The organism is Acinetobacter sp. YH12064 (assembly GCF_013419735.1).
Classification (GTDB): domain Bacteria; phylum Pseudomonadota; class Gammaproteobacteria; order Pseudomonadales; family Moraxellaceae; genus Acinetobacter; species Acinetobacter amyesii.
This window is the reverse complement of the sequence record NZ_VOZP01000008.1, coordinates 70,111-86,074: the sequence shown is the minus strand read 5'-3', so window position 1 is coordinate 86,074 and position 15,964 is coordinate 70,111. Positions and strand designations below refer to the sequence as shown.

At 40.2% G+C, this 15,964-nt stretch carries 16 protein-coding genes; 9 read left to right on the top strand and 7 right to left on the bottom strand.

Annotated elements, in window-relative coordinates:
• The first annotated feature begins 3 nt into the window (after nucleotides 1-3).
• From FTU13_RS09860 to FTU13_RS09845, 4 genes are all read left to right on the top strand, one after another.
• Nucleotides 4-369: a DUF423 domain-containing protein gene (locus FTU13_RS09860; RefSeq protein WP_111885687.1), complete on the top strand. Its 366-nt coding sequence runs from the start codon at nucleotides 4-6 to the stop codon at nucleotides 367-369.
• A gap of 57 nt (nucleotides 370-426) precedes the next feature.
• Complete coding sequence (gene thiS, locus FTU13_RS09855; RefSeq protein WP_111885686.1) at nucleotides 427-624, top strand: sulfur carrier protein ThiS; 198 nt, start codon at nucleotides 427-429, stop codon at nucleotides 622-624.
• A gap of 12 nt (nucleotides 625-636) precedes the next feature.
• Entirely contained in the window at nucleotides 637-1,422 is a 786-nt protein-coding gene (locus FTU13_RS09850) for a thiazole synthase (RefSeq protein ID WP_180127840.1), read from the top strand.
• A 67-nt stretch (nucleotides 1,423-1,489) separates the two neighbouring features.
• Entirely contained in the window at nucleotides 1,490-2,176 is a 687-nt protein-coding gene (locus FTU13_RS09845; protein ID WP_180127838.1) for a hypothetical protein, read from the top strand.
• Nucleotides 2,177-2,257: 81 nt separating this feature from the next.
• Here FTU13_RS09845 and FTU13_RS09840 read toward each other — a convergent pair whose 3' ends face one another.
• Nucleotides 2,258-2,869 (bottom strand): glutathione binding-like protein, encoded by a 612-nt coding sequence (locus tag FTU13_RS09840; RefSeq protein WP_078188886.1) that lies wholly within the window; start codon nucleotides 2,867-2,869, stop codon nucleotides 2,258-2,260.
• Nucleotides 2,870-3,084: 215 nt separating this feature from the next.
• Here FTU13_RS09840 and FTU13_RS09835 point away from each other — a divergent pair, with 215 nt between their 5' ends.
• The 4 genes from FTU13_RS09835 (at nucleotide 3,085) to trmB (ending at nucleotide 7,648) form a co-directional block, all read left to right on the top strand.
• Nucleotides 3,085-4,527, top strand: coding sequence for a SulP family inorganic anion transporter (locus tag FTU13_RS09835; RefSeq protein ID WP_180127836.1), 1,443 nt, complete (start codon nucleotides 3,085-3,087; stop codon nucleotides 4,525-4,527).
• 286 nt (nucleotides 4,528-4,813) lie between these two features.
• Entirely contained in the window at nucleotides 4,814-5,086 is a 273-nt protein-coding gene (locus FTU13_RS09830; protein WP_180161108.1) for a hypothetical protein, read from the top strand.
• An 18-nt stretch (nucleotides 5,087-5,104) separates the two neighbouring features.
• Nucleotides 5,105-6,757, top strand: a complete 1,653-nt coding sequence (locus tag FTU13_RS09825) for a sensor histidine kinase (protein WP_180127832.1) — start codon at nucleotides 5,105-5,107, stop codon at nucleotides 6,755-6,757.
• A 174-nt stretch (nucleotides 6,758-6,931) separates the two neighbouring features.
• On the top strand, nucleotides 6,932-7,648 hold the full coding sequence (gene trmB / locus FTU13_RS09820) for a tRNA (guanosine(46)-N7)-methyltransferase TrmB (protein ID WP_180023891.1): 717 nt from the start codon (nucleotides 6,932-6,934) through the stop codon (nucleotides 7,646-7,648).
• A 103-nt stretch (nucleotides 7,649-7,751) separates the two neighbouring features.
• Here the strand turns inward: trmB and FTU13_RS09815 are convergent, their stop codons facing one another.
• The 6 genes from FTU13_RS09815 to FTU13_RS09790 all read right to left on the bottom strand — a co-directional run bounded on the left by FTU13_RS09815 (nucleotide 7,752) and on the right by FTU13_RS09790 (nucleotide 15,116).
• A complete protein-coding gene (locus FTU13_RS09815; protein WP_180127830.1) occupies nucleotides 7,752-9,368 on the bottom strand; it encodes a GMC family oxidoreductase in 1,617 nt (538 codons plus the stop codon).
• Nucleotides 9,369-9,589: 221 nt separating this feature from the next.
• Nucleotides 9,590-10,267: a class I SAM-dependent methyltransferase gene (locus tag FTU13_RS09810; RefSeq protein ID WP_180127828.1), complete on the bottom strand. Its 678-nt coding sequence runs from the start codon at nucleotides 10,265-10,267 to the stop codon at nucleotides 9,590-9,592.
• A 62-nt stretch (nucleotides 10,268-10,329) separates the two neighbouring features.
• Nucleotides 10,330-11,106, bottom strand: coding sequence for a Rossmann-like and DUF2520 domain-containing protein (locus FTU13_RS09805; protein WP_180127826.1), 777 nt, complete (start codon nucleotides 11,104-11,106; stop codon nucleotides 10,330-10,332).
• A 227-nt stretch (nucleotides 11,107-11,333) separates the two neighbouring features.
• Entirely contained in the window at nucleotides 11,334-11,546 is a 213-nt protein-coding gene (locus FTU13_RS09800; RefSeq protein WP_078193638.1) for a hypothetical protein, read from the bottom strand.
• A 332-nt stretch (nucleotides 11,547-11,878) separates the two neighbouring features.
• Nucleotides 11,879-14,488: an aminopeptidase N gene (gene pepN, locus FTU13_RS09795; protein ID WP_180127824.1), complete on the bottom strand. Its 2,610-nt coding sequence runs from the start codon at nucleotides 14,486-14,488 to the stop codon at nucleotides 11,879-11,881.
• A 352-nt stretch (nucleotides 14,489-14,840) separates the two neighbouring features.
• A complete protein-coding gene (locus tag FTU13_RS09790; protein WP_078193640.1) occupies nucleotides 14,841-15,116 on the bottom strand; it encodes a hypothetical protein in 276 nt (91 codons plus the stop codon).
• 494 nt (nucleotides 15,117-15,610) lie between these two features.
• Here FTU13_RS09790 and FTU13_RS09785 point away from each other — a divergent pair, with 494 nt between their 5' ends.
• The gene (locus tag FTU13_RS09785) at nucleotides 15,611-15,874 is read left to right on the top strand and encodes a hypothetical protein (RefSeq protein ID WP_078193641.1); all 264 of its coding nucleotides are present in this window, start codon (nucleotides 15,611-15,613) and stop codon (nucleotides 15,872-15,874) included.
• Nucleotides 15,875-15,964: the final 90 nt, after the last annotated feature.

Genomic DNA, 15,964 nt, shown 5'->3' with positions numbered 1-15,964 from the left:
CACATGTGGATTGCCATTTCCGCACTTAACTTAGCTTTTGCTGTAATGCTTGGTGCCTTTGGTGCACACGGATTAAAAGCTCGCGCGACTGAAGCCCAATTGGCTTGGTGGCAAACTGCAACGGACTATTTCTTTTATCATGCACTGGGCTTACTTGCCCTCGCGATCTTATCCAAAGTCATTCCCCAACTTCCAATAAAAGCCAGTTTCCTACTTATACAAATTGGTATTTTCTTCTTCTGTGGTTCTTTATATGTGATGGCTCTAGGTTTACCACGCAGTCTCGGTGCCATTACTCCAATTGGTGGAGCGTTGATGATTGCTGGATGGCTCATATTGGCCTGGAATGCATTTAAATACGCAAAATAATTAACAACAGATTTTGGCCTTATTCAATAGGTAAGGCAGCAAGAACGGAATCCACAAATGCAAATCTATTTAAACGGCGAAGCTACACAAACCGAATGTGTCAACCTCTTGCAATTGGTTCAACAATTACAACTGGAAGGCAAACGCTTCGCTGTTGAAAAAAATGAAATGATTATCTCGAAAAGTAAATTGGAACAAACCCCAATTGCAGAGCAAGATCATATTGAAATTATTCATGCCGTAGGTGGCGGCTAAAATGGAGCTCCCATGGAAGATACACCCCTAATCATTGGTTCACGTACATTTAATTCACGACTTTTAGTTGGTACAGGTAAGTACAAGGACTTAACGGAAACTGACCTGGCCATTCAAGCCAGTGGTGCTGAAATTGTGACCGTTGCCATTCGCCGTGTGAATATTGGTCAACATCCAGACCAGCCGAACTTGCTTTCTGTAGTTCCACCTGAGAAATATACGATTTTGCCAAATACAGCCGGTTGTTTCGATGCGAACAGCGCGGTTCGTACTTGTATGTTGGCGCGTGAACTATTAGATGGTCACAATCTGGTTAAACTTGAGGTTTTAGGCGATGAGAAAACCCTATATCCAAATATTACCGAGACTTTAAAAGCTGCACGTACATTGATTGACGATGGCTTTGAAATCATGGTTTATACCTCAGATGACCCGATTGTGGCACAAGAACTGGAAAGCATGGGCTGTGTAGCGATTATGCCTTTAGGTAGTCTCATTGGCTCAGGTTTAGGCATTCTCAACCCACATACTATTTCGATCATTAAAGACAATGCCAAAGTGCCTGTCTTGGTCGATGCGGGTGTAGGTACAGCAAGTGATGCAGCGATAGCGATGGAATTGGGCTGTGATGGCGTATTAATGAATACAGCAATTGCAGCTGCACAAAACCCTGTTCTGATGGCTTCAGCGATGAAAAAAGCAGTTGAAGCAGGCCGTGAAGCATTCCTAGCAGGACGTATGCCGCGTAAACGCATGGCAAATGCCAGTTCACCTGAAACCGGATACTTCTTTAAATAAGAACTCATTCACGGTATAAAAGAGGACTCTATTGAGTCCTCTTTTTGATTTTTCAAACCTGATAATAATGAAAATATTCCATATATTCTGTACCTTGAGTCTTTGTGTCGCATCTAGTTGGCTGTCTGCCCAAGTACCCAGCACAGCCAAATCACTTGCACCGCATGGTTGGAACATTTTGATGGCTACGACTGGCGACCTAAACAAAGATCAAATGCCAGATATTGCGATGATCGTGGAAAAGCAAAAAGTCGATGTAGCGACCTATGATGACGATGGCAAAGTCGTTCATAACCATCCACGAAAACTCATCGTGTTTTTTAAAACCGCAAAGGGATATCAACGTATCGTTGAAAACAACAGCATCCCTGTCGCTCAGCAGCCCAATTCATGCTTACTTGACCCACTTGCTGAAGCAGAAGACATCCAAATCAGTAAAGGCAATTTACTCATTCATTTTAGTTATTTTATGGCTTGTGGTGGCTGGGAATGGCCCCGACATAGTTATACCTTCCGTTTGCAAAATCAACGCTTTGACCTGATTGGTTTTGATTACAATAGCTTTCACCGAGCTTCTGGTGAAGAAACATCGAAAAGTTATAATTTTTCGACCTTAAAACGTAAGGAAATTGTAGGCGGCAATATGTTTGAAGATGCCAAAACTCATACCAAATGGTCAACCTTCAAAGCACCACAACAGCTGACGCTTAAAAATATTAACTTTGATGATTTCTATACGCAGTTCGAGTACTAAGTTAAACCTGAGCAATAAAAATCAAGCAATAAAAAACCGCCAATTTCGGCGGTTTTTTTTAATTCAATTTCAAAACGCAACTTAAGGAATCAATCCTTCATCTCGCATCGCAATTTGAACTGATTGGCGCTCTGCAACTTTGTTGCGTAATGCAATGATATTCTTATATGGCGTTAAATCATGACCGATGCCATTTGACCAATTTGTCAGTACAAAGAGATAAGCATCTGCTGGGCCAAAGTTATCATCGACCAAATAGTCGTTATCCGATTCACCAATCGCTTTATCGATGTATGTCAATAAACGATCAATTTCTGCATAAGCTTTTTCTTTAGCGTCTGCATCTAGTGGTGCACCAAAGAATACGGCATAAGCATCATGTAATTCTGAGTTCAAATAGCCAAGCCATTCTAAAACTTTGGCACGACCTAAACCTGATGGCGGAATTAAGTCTTGTTTTGGATCATGCTGTGCAAGGAACGGTAAAATGGCCACATTCTCGGTCAAGATCAAACCTGGGTTAATTTCTAATGCAGGTACATAACCTTTTGGGTTGATCTCGTAATAATCTACCCCTTTTTCTGTTTTATGGTTTTTTAGGTCAACACGGACCAAATCAAAATCGACATTAATTTCATTTAAAATAATATGTGATGCTAATGAACATGCACCTGGAGAATAATAAAGCTTCATATCTGATCCTTGTTATGTACTATTCAATGTTTTAAATCTCTTCTGTCAAACTTTCAAGTGATCAAACCTGTAAATTGCAAAAAAGCGTAAATGCTGAAACACATATACTCATTGACTATTATCCATATTTAAGAAGATTTCAAGTCACTGTGTTATGCATTTTTATACTCAGTTGTTTTAACATAGCCGCGTTTAAGGTTTGATGAAAAGTTACCGTGTTACAACTTAAAAAAGAACAATGGTTTTCCAATATTCGTACTGATGTACTCGCTGGCTTGGTGGTTGGACTTGCGTTGATTCCAGAATCCATCGCCTTTTCAGCTATTGCTGGGGTTGACCCTCAGGTTGGTTTGTACGCTTCGTTATGTATTGCCGTCACCATTGCCTTTTTTGGTGGTCGTACAGCAATGATTTCAGCTGCTACGGGTGCGATGGCCTTACTTATGATCACTTTGGTCAAAGATCATGGTTTGCAATACCTTTTGGCTGCCACGGTTTTGACTGGTGTGATTCAGATCATTGCTGGCTATTTTAAAGTCGCAAAACTTATGCGCTTCGTCTCGCAGTCAGTGGTGTATGGTTTTTTAAATGCACTCGCGATTTTGATTTTTGTCGCACAGCTACCTGAAATGTCAAAGATGGATAGTTGGGGCTATGTCTTTATGCTTTTAGGGCTTGCGATTATTTATCTTTTTCCATATCTACCTAAAATTGGCAAAGCCATTCCATCACCGCTGATTTGCATTATTGTCCTCAGTGGTTTGGCATTATTTTTAGGTGCTGACCTGCGTACTGTGAGTGATTTGGGTAAGTTTCCAGAGACTTTACCTATTTTCTTGATTCCTGAAATTCCTTTCAATCTTGAAACCTTCACGATTATTTTCCCCTATTCCATCACCCTTGCAACAGTTGGCCTATTAGAAACCATGATGACCACGACAGTGATCAATGAAGTCACTGGAACTGAAGGAGATCGTCATCAGGAATGTCGTGGTCAAGGGATTGCCAATATTGTCAGTGGCTTTATGGGCGGCATGGCTGGATGTGCCATGATTGGGCAGTCGATTATTAATGTTAGTTCTGGCGCGCGAACTCGCCTTTCCACTTTGGTTGCAGGTGTATTTTTGTTGTGTTTGGTGGTGTTCTTAAAAGACTGGCTGGCTTATGTCCCAATGGCTGCCTTAGTCGCGATTATGGTCATGGTGTCATTCACTACGTTCCAATGGAATTCTGTCAAGCAATTTTCAAAGCATCCAATGTCTTTTAATGTCGTGATGATTGCTGTGGTGATCGTGGTGCTTGCAACACATAATTTAGCCCTTGGCGTATTGGTTGGCGTGCTCCTCTCTGCATTGTTTATTATCAATCAACTGGAAAGCTCGGTAAAAGTCACATCTGAATTTAAAGACAATATTCGTAGCTACACAGTCTATGGACAAATTTTCTTTAGTAGCTCTGAGAGTTTTTATCAATTTTTTGATTTTCAGGAGATGGTTAATCATGTACGAATTGATCTGAGCCATGCCCATATTTGGGATATTACTTCCGTTAATATTTTAAAGAATGTCGTGCAAAAATTTGAGTCAAAACAGATTCAAGTAGAGGTTTTTGGCTTAAATGAAGCAAGTAGCACTTTACTTGACCGTGTCAGTGACTAATGGATTTTTGAAATATTCACTTTGAATCAAATCAATTTTCAATAAAGCGCGACCTATTGAGACCCTAAGCAGGATATATATAGCAAAGGGTTTCAATAATCAAAGTCTCATTTGTAATGACATTACATAAAATACTAAGCCTATAAAAAAGCGAAAAATTCACCATTCATTCGATTTAACTGTATAATTCATCTCATAAAATTATAACTATCAAAAATAAAACAAAGATTTGATGTGACTTTCTATTTATTTTTTTAAATTGTGGATACACAAAATTGGGGGAATTTTGATGGTATGGTTTTGGTCACGACACTGCATTCAAGCAAATCGGCTGCTGGTCTTAGCGAGTCTATTTTGCCTGCTATGTTGTATTGCTATACCCACTTTTGCCAATGCCACCCCTCAGATCTCAAGCAGTCATTGTCCTGTTGAAATTACCCATATTGCCACAGCTAAAAGCGCTGTCGAGCAAGAGCGCCCACGTACAGGTTGGCAAAATCTGCAAAAGCTTCCAGACACTTGGAATAAACGTTGGCCGGATTATCATGGTATCGCTTGATACAAAATCCAATTTAAGTTGAACTGTGACCTCCATCAGTTAAATCAACCCATTGCTATCGCTATACAAGGCATCACCCAAAGTGGTCGGGTTTATATCAACGATGCCCTACTTTGGCAAGATTATATTTCAACAGAACATTTTTCACGAAGCCAACATCAGCCTAGACTATTGAACTTGCCTAGCTCGAGTTTAAAGCAAGGTGTAAATACCATTTGGGTACAAGTGTATGGTTCGGTGACCCAAAAATCAGGACTCAGTTCAGTTCAAATTGGGGAATACCAGCAAGTCTATGACACCTTTAAGATTTGGCTACTCGAACAACGACAATTAGTCGAACTGAATACGATGATTAATTTCGTCGTGGCTGTGTTCTTTTTTTTAGCATGGCTCGCCAATCGTAATGAAAGAGCTTACTTATGGTTAACCATCACAGGCATGGCTTGGGTATTTTATAGCCTGTGTATTATTTTTAATGGGCCAATTACATTTCTAACCACCGTTCAAGCCGACCGCCTACAAAATATAACTTTCTGCTTTTATACGGTTTTTGGCTGTATTGGTGCATGGTATTTTGCAAACCACCCATTCCCGAAAATTCAGAAAATGTTATTAAGCCTAGCCACCATCGCCGCGCTCTGTATAGGTTTTGCGCCAGAGGCTTATTTAAAGACCGTCATCCAAATTTGTTTTAGCTTCTTTGTTTTTGTCTTTGTGGCCAAATGTATTAGCTACCCCTATTTAGCCTATAAAGCCAAAATGGCTGAAACCTATTTGCTTGCAACGCTTTATCTGATTTATTTACCGATTGCGGTACATGATGCTCACTTTATGATGACCATGGAAGGTCATGCGCTCTCGCCCTATACCGGGCCAGTGACCACACTCGTCTTGGGCGGTGTACTGGCTTTGCGTTTAGCTCGACACACCCGTCAAATTGAGCGTTTTAATAAGACCTTAACTGAAAATGTTCAACGAGCTGAACTGAAACTCGCCACTTCACTTGGTCAACAACATCAACTCGCACTTGAAAATGCACGACTTCAAGAACGAATTCATTTATCTCATGACTTACATGATGGTTTAGGCGGATCAATTGTTCGTTCAATTTTACTGTTAGAACAGAATGACAAAATTGAAAAACCACAAATCATGTCGATGCTTAAACTGTTCCGAAATGATTTAAGACAAGTCATCGATTCAGGTTCGAGTATAGGAACGAAAGTTCCAGACACTCCGATCGAATGGGCGGCACCGATTCGCCATCGCTTTGTACAGCTCTTTGAAGAATTAGACATGAGCTCGAGCTGGAAAATTGCTGCCGAATGGATTCACTCACCTTCTGCGACCCAATGTCTCAATTTGACTCGTGTCGCAGAAGAAACCCTGACCAACATTTTAAAGCATAGTCGGGCTAGCAAAGTTCAGGTCAGTTTGTGCGAAACAGAGACTCAACTGATATTACGTATTGAAGATAACGGTATCGGCTTTAATCCTGACGAAGTTGAACAAGGGCTACATGTCGGCCTACACAGTATGCAAACGCGAATCCATCGTATCGGTGGTGAATTTAAAATACAGTCACAGCCGGGTTCTACCGTTCTTGAGGCCATTTTGCCATTTAAATCTGATGGTGCTGACAGTGAAGATCTTGATGAAAAAACAGCCTAGATTAATGTTAATTCATGACTTTTGAGCTAAGTAATTCACTGTACATTGCAAATCCTCGGCACGGCTTCCGTCGGTGAGATTGAGCAAAAAGCGGATTTATTCACGGTAAAAATTTGACTTGTGTATCTCAGGACTTAAAATACGGCATTCGAATTTTTTACATTTGCCAAAGTTATGTCGAACGATCAATTAGACCAGCACGCAGTAGATCTGGATAACCTGAACGAACACCGTGAAATCGTGACGTTTATGCGCCGCTCTGCGCCACTTAATACTTCGCAACGTACTGCGCTGGAACAATATGGTCATCTAATTTTGGAATATCCTGTTGGGGATTTGCGTCAGCATTTTGAACACCCTGAACGCCCATTAACTGTTGAGATCGGTTTTGGTATGGGGCGTTCTTTGGTACTAATGGCAAAAGCAAACCCTGAACGTAACTTTGTCGGTATTGAAGTACATGTTCCGGGTATCGCTCAATGTGTGTATGAAGCAGGTCTTGCAGGGTTAACTAACCTTCGAGTATTGGATGCTGATGCCATCCAAGTGCTACGTGAAATGCCAGACAACAGTATTAACACTGTGCAATTATACTTCCCAGATCCATGGCAGAAGAAACGTCATTTCAAACGTCGTTTTGTATCTCATGACCGTATGCCATTGGTTGAAGAAAAATTAGAAATCGGCGGCACATTCCACTCAGCGACTGACTGGGAACCGTATGCTGAATGGATGATCGAAGTGCTTGAAGAACGCCCACGTCTTGAAAACCTTGCGGGTAAAGGCAATAGCTACCCTCGTCCAGACTGGCGTCCACAAACTAAGTTTGAACGTCGCGGAATTGAAGCAGGCCATAAAATTAATGACTTCATCTTCAAAAAAGTATATTAATTTTTGAATGAAGCAAAAAACCACCGTTAGCGGTGGTTTTTTATTGCTGTTTTTGATCTAAGATTTATCTGTGTTGTATCAAATCATATAAAATGAATAACCACTAAGCTACTTGCGCTTGGAGCTGACTTTGTCGAATCATATCCACGGCTTTTTCAGCAATCATCACTGTCGGTGCATTGGTATTGCCATTCACCACAGAAGGCATGATAGATGCATCGACGACACGAAGGTTTTGAATGCCGTAGACTTTTAATTCAGGCTCAACCACAGACATCTCATCCACACCCATCTTACAACTACCGACAGGGTGATAAACCGTATCCACACGCTGACGTAAGATTGCACGTATGTCATCATCGGTTTTGACCAGTGAGGTAAATAAATCTTGCTGATAATGACTCGATAAAGACGGCGACATCATCAATTGCTGCGTCAACTTAAAACCTTGTACCAAATCTTCTAAATCCTGTTCATCCCCTAAAAAGTTTGGATCAATCAATAATGGATCATTGACACTGGAACCACTTAGTTTGATCGTGCCACGACTTCTTGGATTGAGCAGACACACATGACACGATAAACCATGTCTTGTATGAAATTTCCATGCATGGTCATCTACTAACGCCACGACAAAGTGTAATTGCAAATTTGGTATTGCCAAATCGGGTGAAGACTTTAGAAAACCGCCACATTCTGCAAAATTTGAAGCAATCATGCCCCGCCGTTCCTTACGATAGCGACTGATCTGCTTGAACATATCAATTGAGCCGGGTAAAGACATGCCAAATGTGCCTTGGTATTCTTTGACTTTATAACCAAAAATGAAATCGGGATGGTCGTGGAAGTTCTTTCCTACACCCGGTAAATGGTGTTTCACTTCAATGCCATGCGCTTGGAGCTCGGCCTGATCGCCTACTCCAGACAACATTAAAATCTGCGGTGACTGCATCGCTCCGGCACTGAGTAAGACCTCCCGTCTGGCTTTTAAGTGTTTCATTTGCCCTGCATGTTGTACTTCTACGCCAGTCGCAACTTGATGTTCTATGGCAATTTTATGCGTTGTTGCTTTGGTTAATACCGTTAAATTTGGTCGGTTTAAATGCGGAAACAAATAAGCACGCGCCACACTACAACGCTCTCCATTGATATGCGTAACTTGATAAACCCCTAAGCCTTCTTGTTCTGCACCATTAAAATCATCAAGGACTTTATGACCTTGTGCACGAGCCGCTTCGGTATAGCGTTGATGGAAAATATTGTCACTTTGTACATCTGTTACGGACAGAGGACCGTCATTACCGTGGAATTCATTCTGTATTCGGTTGTTATTTTCTGAGCGAATAAAATATGGTAAGACCTCATCATATGACCAGCCAGTATTTCCCTGTGCCGCCCATTGATCATAGTCATTTTTATGTCCACGAATATAAATCATGGCATTAATACTCGATGAACCACCAAGGCATTTTCCACGTGGTTGATAGCCTTTACGACCATTCAAGCCAGCTTGAGGCACAGTTTCAAAGGCCCAATTATTGATCTTGGTCGGCAAGCTCACCACGCATGCAGCTGGAATATTGACCGTCCACTGATCACCTTGCCCACCTGCTTCTAATAAGCACACAGATATATGTGGATCTTCACTGAGTCGAGCAGCCAATACGCACCCCGCACTTCCTCCACCAATCACAATATAATCAAATTCCATTTTTGACATTATTTTCATCCAATTGATTCTTTTTATAAATGCACAGTAAGGGATTTAGCCCTGACTGAAAAGTTTCTTTTTTAAAATAATAAGCGTGCTACTGTGCAAGAAAAATGAGACTATTGATCAAAATTTTGAGGCAAGCGTCACTCATGCAAGGTAGCAATAATATCTGTCAAAATAATCAATGAACTTGATAAGCCCAATCTTGGACTCTATTATTTTTTAATTTATCGACATTTAAAAGCACAGTAAGCCGCATAGCTAAAGATTTGACTGAAACAATAAATTTGATCAAAGCCTATTTCCGTTAGTAAGCTTTGATAATGCTGCTGGCTAATCAGTTCAAAATCATCTTCTAAACGCTGCATCATTTTTGTCGCTTGCGCAGCAGATAAACCTTGCATTTGGCAAAATTCAGGCAGGACACGCTGCTCAAAATTCGAATGAGTTTGCATCAAGTCAAAACTTAAAAAAATGCCCTGCGGTTTAATCAGTTCAAATGCTTTTGCTAAAAAATTCGTTTTCTCTGACAACGCAATGAAATGCGTCACCAAGATACTCAGCACCGCATCAAAACAACTTACTTCCTCAAAAGCAGTATGACTACCCAAAACAAAATTGACGCGATGCAACTGTCCAGCAGCTTCAACACGTTGGCGTGTTTGATTCAGCATGTTTTCAGACAATTCTGTAACGGTAAATGACCATGTTGGATTCAAGGCAATAAGATAGCCCAATTCATAACCCGTCCCACATCCAATAATCAATATATGGGCATCTTCAGCGACATGGCAATTCAACACCGCCTGAATTTGTTGATGGACAAGTTCATAGCCGGGAATTAATTTTCGAATATGCGCATCATAACTTGCGACCACTTGTGGGCTATTAAAATCTTTTGCCATGTAACATCCTGTTTGACATGTATGTCTAAGCTAATAAATATTCATTGTTCTATACGGATTATTTATTTCTGATGATGCCCAAGAATCTGCTGACTCAGCATTTCATAGACCGCTTTCAGATCGACTTGATCAGCTTGCTCAAGCATATGGGCGTGCATTTGCATGATATTTTGATCCCCACGCATGGCAGGACCTGTTTGCATGTTACGTGGTTCAGCCTGAGTAGCTTTATTGGCTGTCTCTAAAATCAAAGGATAAAGTAAGCTAAAATCGACGTGTTTTGCATCAACAATCTGCTTTGCCATGTCATAACAATAATTACTAAAATTACAGGCAAACACCGCAGCAAGATGCAGACTTAAACGCTGTGCCGAATCATATTGATAAACCCTTTGGCTTATGCTGTTTGCTAAATCTGTAAGTGTCCTCAAATCTGTAGAATCCGCCGCTTCTACAAAGATCGGTGTCGAGGTCCAATCCACATCTCGATCTAAACTAAAGGTTTGTAAAGGATAAAACACCCCTGCTCGTGAATGCTGTTGGGTCAGTACCGTGATATTGGTGCTACCAGACGTATGCACAATCAAAACCTGTGACAGATAGGCTTTGACTTGCTGAATAACGGTTGCAATCGACTGGTCGCTCACTGCAATAATCAAAAGATCAATCTCAGCATTCAACTCAGTTGGGGAATGAATGGCTTCTGCACCTACAGTTGCTGCAAGTTTTTCTGCATTATCAAGATTTCGCGCAAAAACTTGCACAATGTAATGTTGTGGATGAAGCACATTGAGCAAATGATGTGCAACACGACCTGCACCCACAATACTGATTCGCATATAATTTTAACTCATTTTGGATGGCTACAGCATGTCAGGAAATTATCCGACGTGCAAATCGAGTCGTATTGATAGAATGATTTATTTTCAATACTTCCCATCAATTTCGCTCAGATAAGCACAAAAAAAGGGATGCGCTCCATCCCTTTTGCTAGATATCAATCTGAGTGTAATTCATATCATATCGCTTTCAATCTAGACAATACCCACGATATGCATTTGAGCCTTTACGATTTACCAATGATTTGATTCAGAGTCTGTAGGTATTGTTCTGCATCTCGGCGCGCATTGAATTTCTTTTCAAATACACCTGTGTTTTGCACACTGTTGGGTGTGTATTCTACCGAAACAACAAAGGTATCAAGCAAATCTCTATTAATCCGAATTGCAATAATATGATGTGAGTTTAAATAAAAACCTTCATCAACCTTAACTAACATGACCCGCCTCAAAAATCCCACATAATAAAATAGATAAAAAATCTAAACATTCATAAACTTGGATGCATTACCGCATACAGTCATTCATGTGTTAGACCTATTTTATTGTAACGCCATTATGTGATTTATGTTGCAATTATTATAAAATTTAAATGAATAATCAGAGAATGTCATTCAGTTTCTGTCTTCTAAACATGATTGATTTTCAATTCTAGCTAAAGATTGGATAAAAAGACTGGATATAAAAAAAGCCTGCTGCCATAGCCATGGCAACAGGCTCATTTCAGTACGACTGATTTAACTCAAATCAATCCTACAGAGAGGTTGAATGATTAAACACTTAACATGCTATTTAAGGTTTCTGATACATTCTTCGATTTCACAACAGGTTTAAGCGCTTCAAGTTCGGCTTTAACTTCACTACGCTGCGGCTCTGCCAACGTGTACCAACGGGACAAAATTTGCAGTAAACGTGAACCGACAATTGGATTTTTCTCATCGAGGAATTTTGCTAATTCAACAATATGCTGCACACCAAAGCTCCAAGTGTTGACAGGATTGCTATTTAAGCCACCAGTAACCGCACGAATACGGTTCGGTACTTTCAAGTCATAGTCAGGATGAGCAGTCAGTGCCTTAATGGTTTCCGCAGTTGCTTTCGGATGTGCCGCTTGCAACATAAACCATTGGTCCATCGACAATGCTTCATTTTTAAAGCGTGTATAGAAGGTTTCTAAAGCTTGCTGTGCTTGTGGTGCATCATTCCAAACCAATACTTTTAAAGCACCAAGACGTTCAGACATATTGCCTGTAGAGCTGAATTGTTCATAGGCCAATTCAAATACGGATGCATCGCCTTGACGTGCCATCATACTCAACATGATGTTTTTCAATGCACGAACACCCATAGCTTGTGAAAATTCTTTCTGCGCATCTGGGTCTAAAGTTGCATAAGTCTCTTTAAAGAAAGCACCTAACTCACGTGCCACACGACTTAAAAGTGCTTCACGCTGTTCTTGCACTTGGGCAGGACTGTAGTCGGCATCAATACGGCTACCTAAATAACCCTCTGTCGGTACATCGAATAAACGTGAAGCAAGTAGTGGATCACGCTCAACCAATGCTGGTAATGTATTTTGAATAGCTTGAACATAGATGTCGGCATCATGGCCATTTAACAAAATACGTTCTAACAAGGTTTGGCTGGCTTGCCATTGGTTAAAACCATTCGGCTCGTACTGCATCAGGAAAGCAAGCTCTTCATCTGAATAGTTAAATTCAAGATTAACAGGTGCAGAGAAATTACGCAGTAAAGACACAACAGGCTGGGTTTTTACACCGCTAAATGTAATGGTTGCAGTATCGGTATCAAATAAATACATGCCATCTTTGATGCCATTTTCAACCAATGCATCTGAGCTGAGAACTAACTGTTCACCACTCGTCGCATCAAACAATGCCAAAGCCACAGGAATAGGCACAGCTTTTAAATTTGGATATTTCGGATGAGCTTTTAAGCTTTGTTTCAAGCTTAAAGTATAGGTTTGATTTGCAGCATCGTACTCACCTTTTGCTTCAAGTTTTGGTGTACCCGGTTGGTTATACCAAATCAAGAAACTCGATAAATCTACACCTGATCCCGCTGTTAGTGCTGCTACCCAATCTTCAACAGTCACGGCTTGACCATCATGGCGTTTGAAATATTCGTCTGTACCTGCACGGAATTTTTCTTTGCCCAACAATGTCGCCATCATGCGGTTAATTTCCGCACCTTTTTCGTACACTGTTGCGGTATAGAAGTTATTAATTTCAACAAAATGATCTGGACGCGGTGGATGTGAAAGCGGGCCTGAATCTTCTGGGAACTGATGTGCTTTTAACACAGCAACATCATCGATTCGTTGTACCGCAGCAGATTGTAAATCTTCTGAGAACGACTGATCACGGAATACCGTCAAACCTTCTTTTAAGCATAGTTGGAACCAATCACGACAGGTAATACGGTTACCTGTCCAGTTATGGAAGTATTCATGTGCAATCACAGACTGAACGCGCATGATCGCAGCATCAGTGGTGTATTCTTCATCAGCAAGCACACAAGAGGTGTTGAAAATATTCAAACCTTTGTTTTCCATTGCACCCATGTTAAATGCACTGGTTGCCACGATCATATAATTGTCTAAATCATAAGGACGACCATAATGTTCTTCGTCCCAACGCATCGAATGTTTTAAAGCTTCCATGGCAATATGACATTTTGGAATGTCTTTTTCTTCTGCATAGATTTCTAAAGCAACATTACGACCTTCAGACGTCACATAAGTGTCTTTAAGTACTGCCAAATCACCAATCACACAAGCAAATAGATACGATGGTTTTTTGGTTGGATCTTGCCAAACGGTATAATGACGACCTTCACCGGTTTCACCCGCTTCAATCAAATTACCATTGGCAAGTAATACAGGAAATTTTTTATCCGCTTCAACACGTGTGGTAAATACCGATAGCACATCAGGACGGTCAGGATAATAGGTAATTTTACGGAAGCCTTCAGGCTCGTTTTGGGTAACGAATAAATCGCCTGCCGCTTGGTACAAGCCTTCGAGTTGAGTATTGCTTTCAGGATGAATCACGACTTCGGTTTCAATGATAGCTTGGTCAGGTGCATTTGAAATCACCAGTTGTTCTGCATCTACAACATAGGCATCTGCTGGCAAAACTTGACCATTTAAGCGAATTGATTTGAGTTCCAAATCACGACCCAATAACACCAAATCCCCTGCCGTTTGACGCTGCATCACTAATTTTGCATTTACATTGGTATGCTCATCAAAGACTTGAATATCTAGATCGATACTATCTACGACAAATGATGGTTTTTGATAATCTTTTAAATAAACAGTTTGGTCTGCTTCGACCACTGGATTTGCCGCAATATTCATATCTCGTCCTATTCCTTAGTTATTGCTTCATCAGCTTTTTGAACACATTGTGAATGACTTGATCATACGACAAGATGCATAAGCTGTCTTCGCATTTACAATGATTTATATATGGGCTCAGCGCATGTTGTTTTCAATCATCTTTATAGAATAATTTAAAGGCTGGCACATATTTTCGCCATGTTTAAGCAAATAAATGCCTGAGTTGAGTACAGCTATAACAATGTGCAAATTTTTTATCTACCTAAAATAAATAAAGCGCCTATATACTAGAAAGAGAAAGTACAGGTGCTTAATCCATCTGTACGTTCAAATTATTGCGCTCAAACTTTCCTGATTAAGACTTAGAGGATTATTGATTTGCGAAAATTAAATCGAGTGCACTGTCGTAGTCTGCTGCAAAGTAAAATTGAAATGCCGTGACTTTTGAGGTGAGGAATTGCTGAATTTCTTCCGTCGCACCCGCCACATAAATTTTAGATACTTGATGTTGCTGCGCCAGGCCAAGTAACTCGATCGTCTTTTCCAGTGTTTGATCATGCCCAATAATCAGCGCACCAACCGTACCCTGTGGCTGCTTATATAATTGCATACGGGTGATATTGCTGTTTTTAAGTGCGTCTGACATATGTATTCCATACAAAGAAAGGATAAAAAAAGATCAAAACCTTTAGAAATCCAGCTGAATCATACTATGTATCAATTTCAGTAGATTCCGCTTTGTTTCAGTCCTGCAAGTTAAGATCATTAGAATTATAAGCTCAATATATACAAATATACTTTTCAAATCCAATCGCTTAGACGACTCCCTCCAAAAAGCACCTGAGCTCTCAAATAATCTCAGTCTTCTAATTTGGATTTGATTGCATACTTCTGTTTAAACCATGCACCAAGATGTTTCTTTTTCAACAGTTTAAGCATTTTGAGAATGCATCTAGGATAAAAGGATTCATCATTATTATTTTGTTACCTTTAGATTAATATTCTATTTTCAATATCTTAGTAAATAATTATAAAGTTTATCTGCTTTAAAATGTCTACTCAAAACATTTGAGCATGCGTTTTGCATCTACTTAATTGCCAAAAGCAAAATCATCAGGCTAAAACAAAAAGAGGTGCATTATGTTTATTAAAGAACACATCATCCGTATTGAAAATATGAAGACCCTGCAAGCGCTTGATGCTGCAAATATCGATCATCAGGTAATTGCAATGTTTATGACCTGCGAAGGGATCCCACTCAAAGCCTTTGAGGTCAGTTCATTACTTAATTCATATAGTGCATTAGGCACTAAAAAAGTCGCGTCTAAAAAAGTGCAAGCTTTAATACAAGCCAAACAACTTGGAGAGGAGGACGAATCTATCCCATGCCCAGCCGCCTATTAATAATGCATTCTGACTAAAAGCTGCATCATCACTATGCAGCTTTTTTTATTTGTCGACATATCGCCTGAGCTGCCGCAACTGAAATTGCAA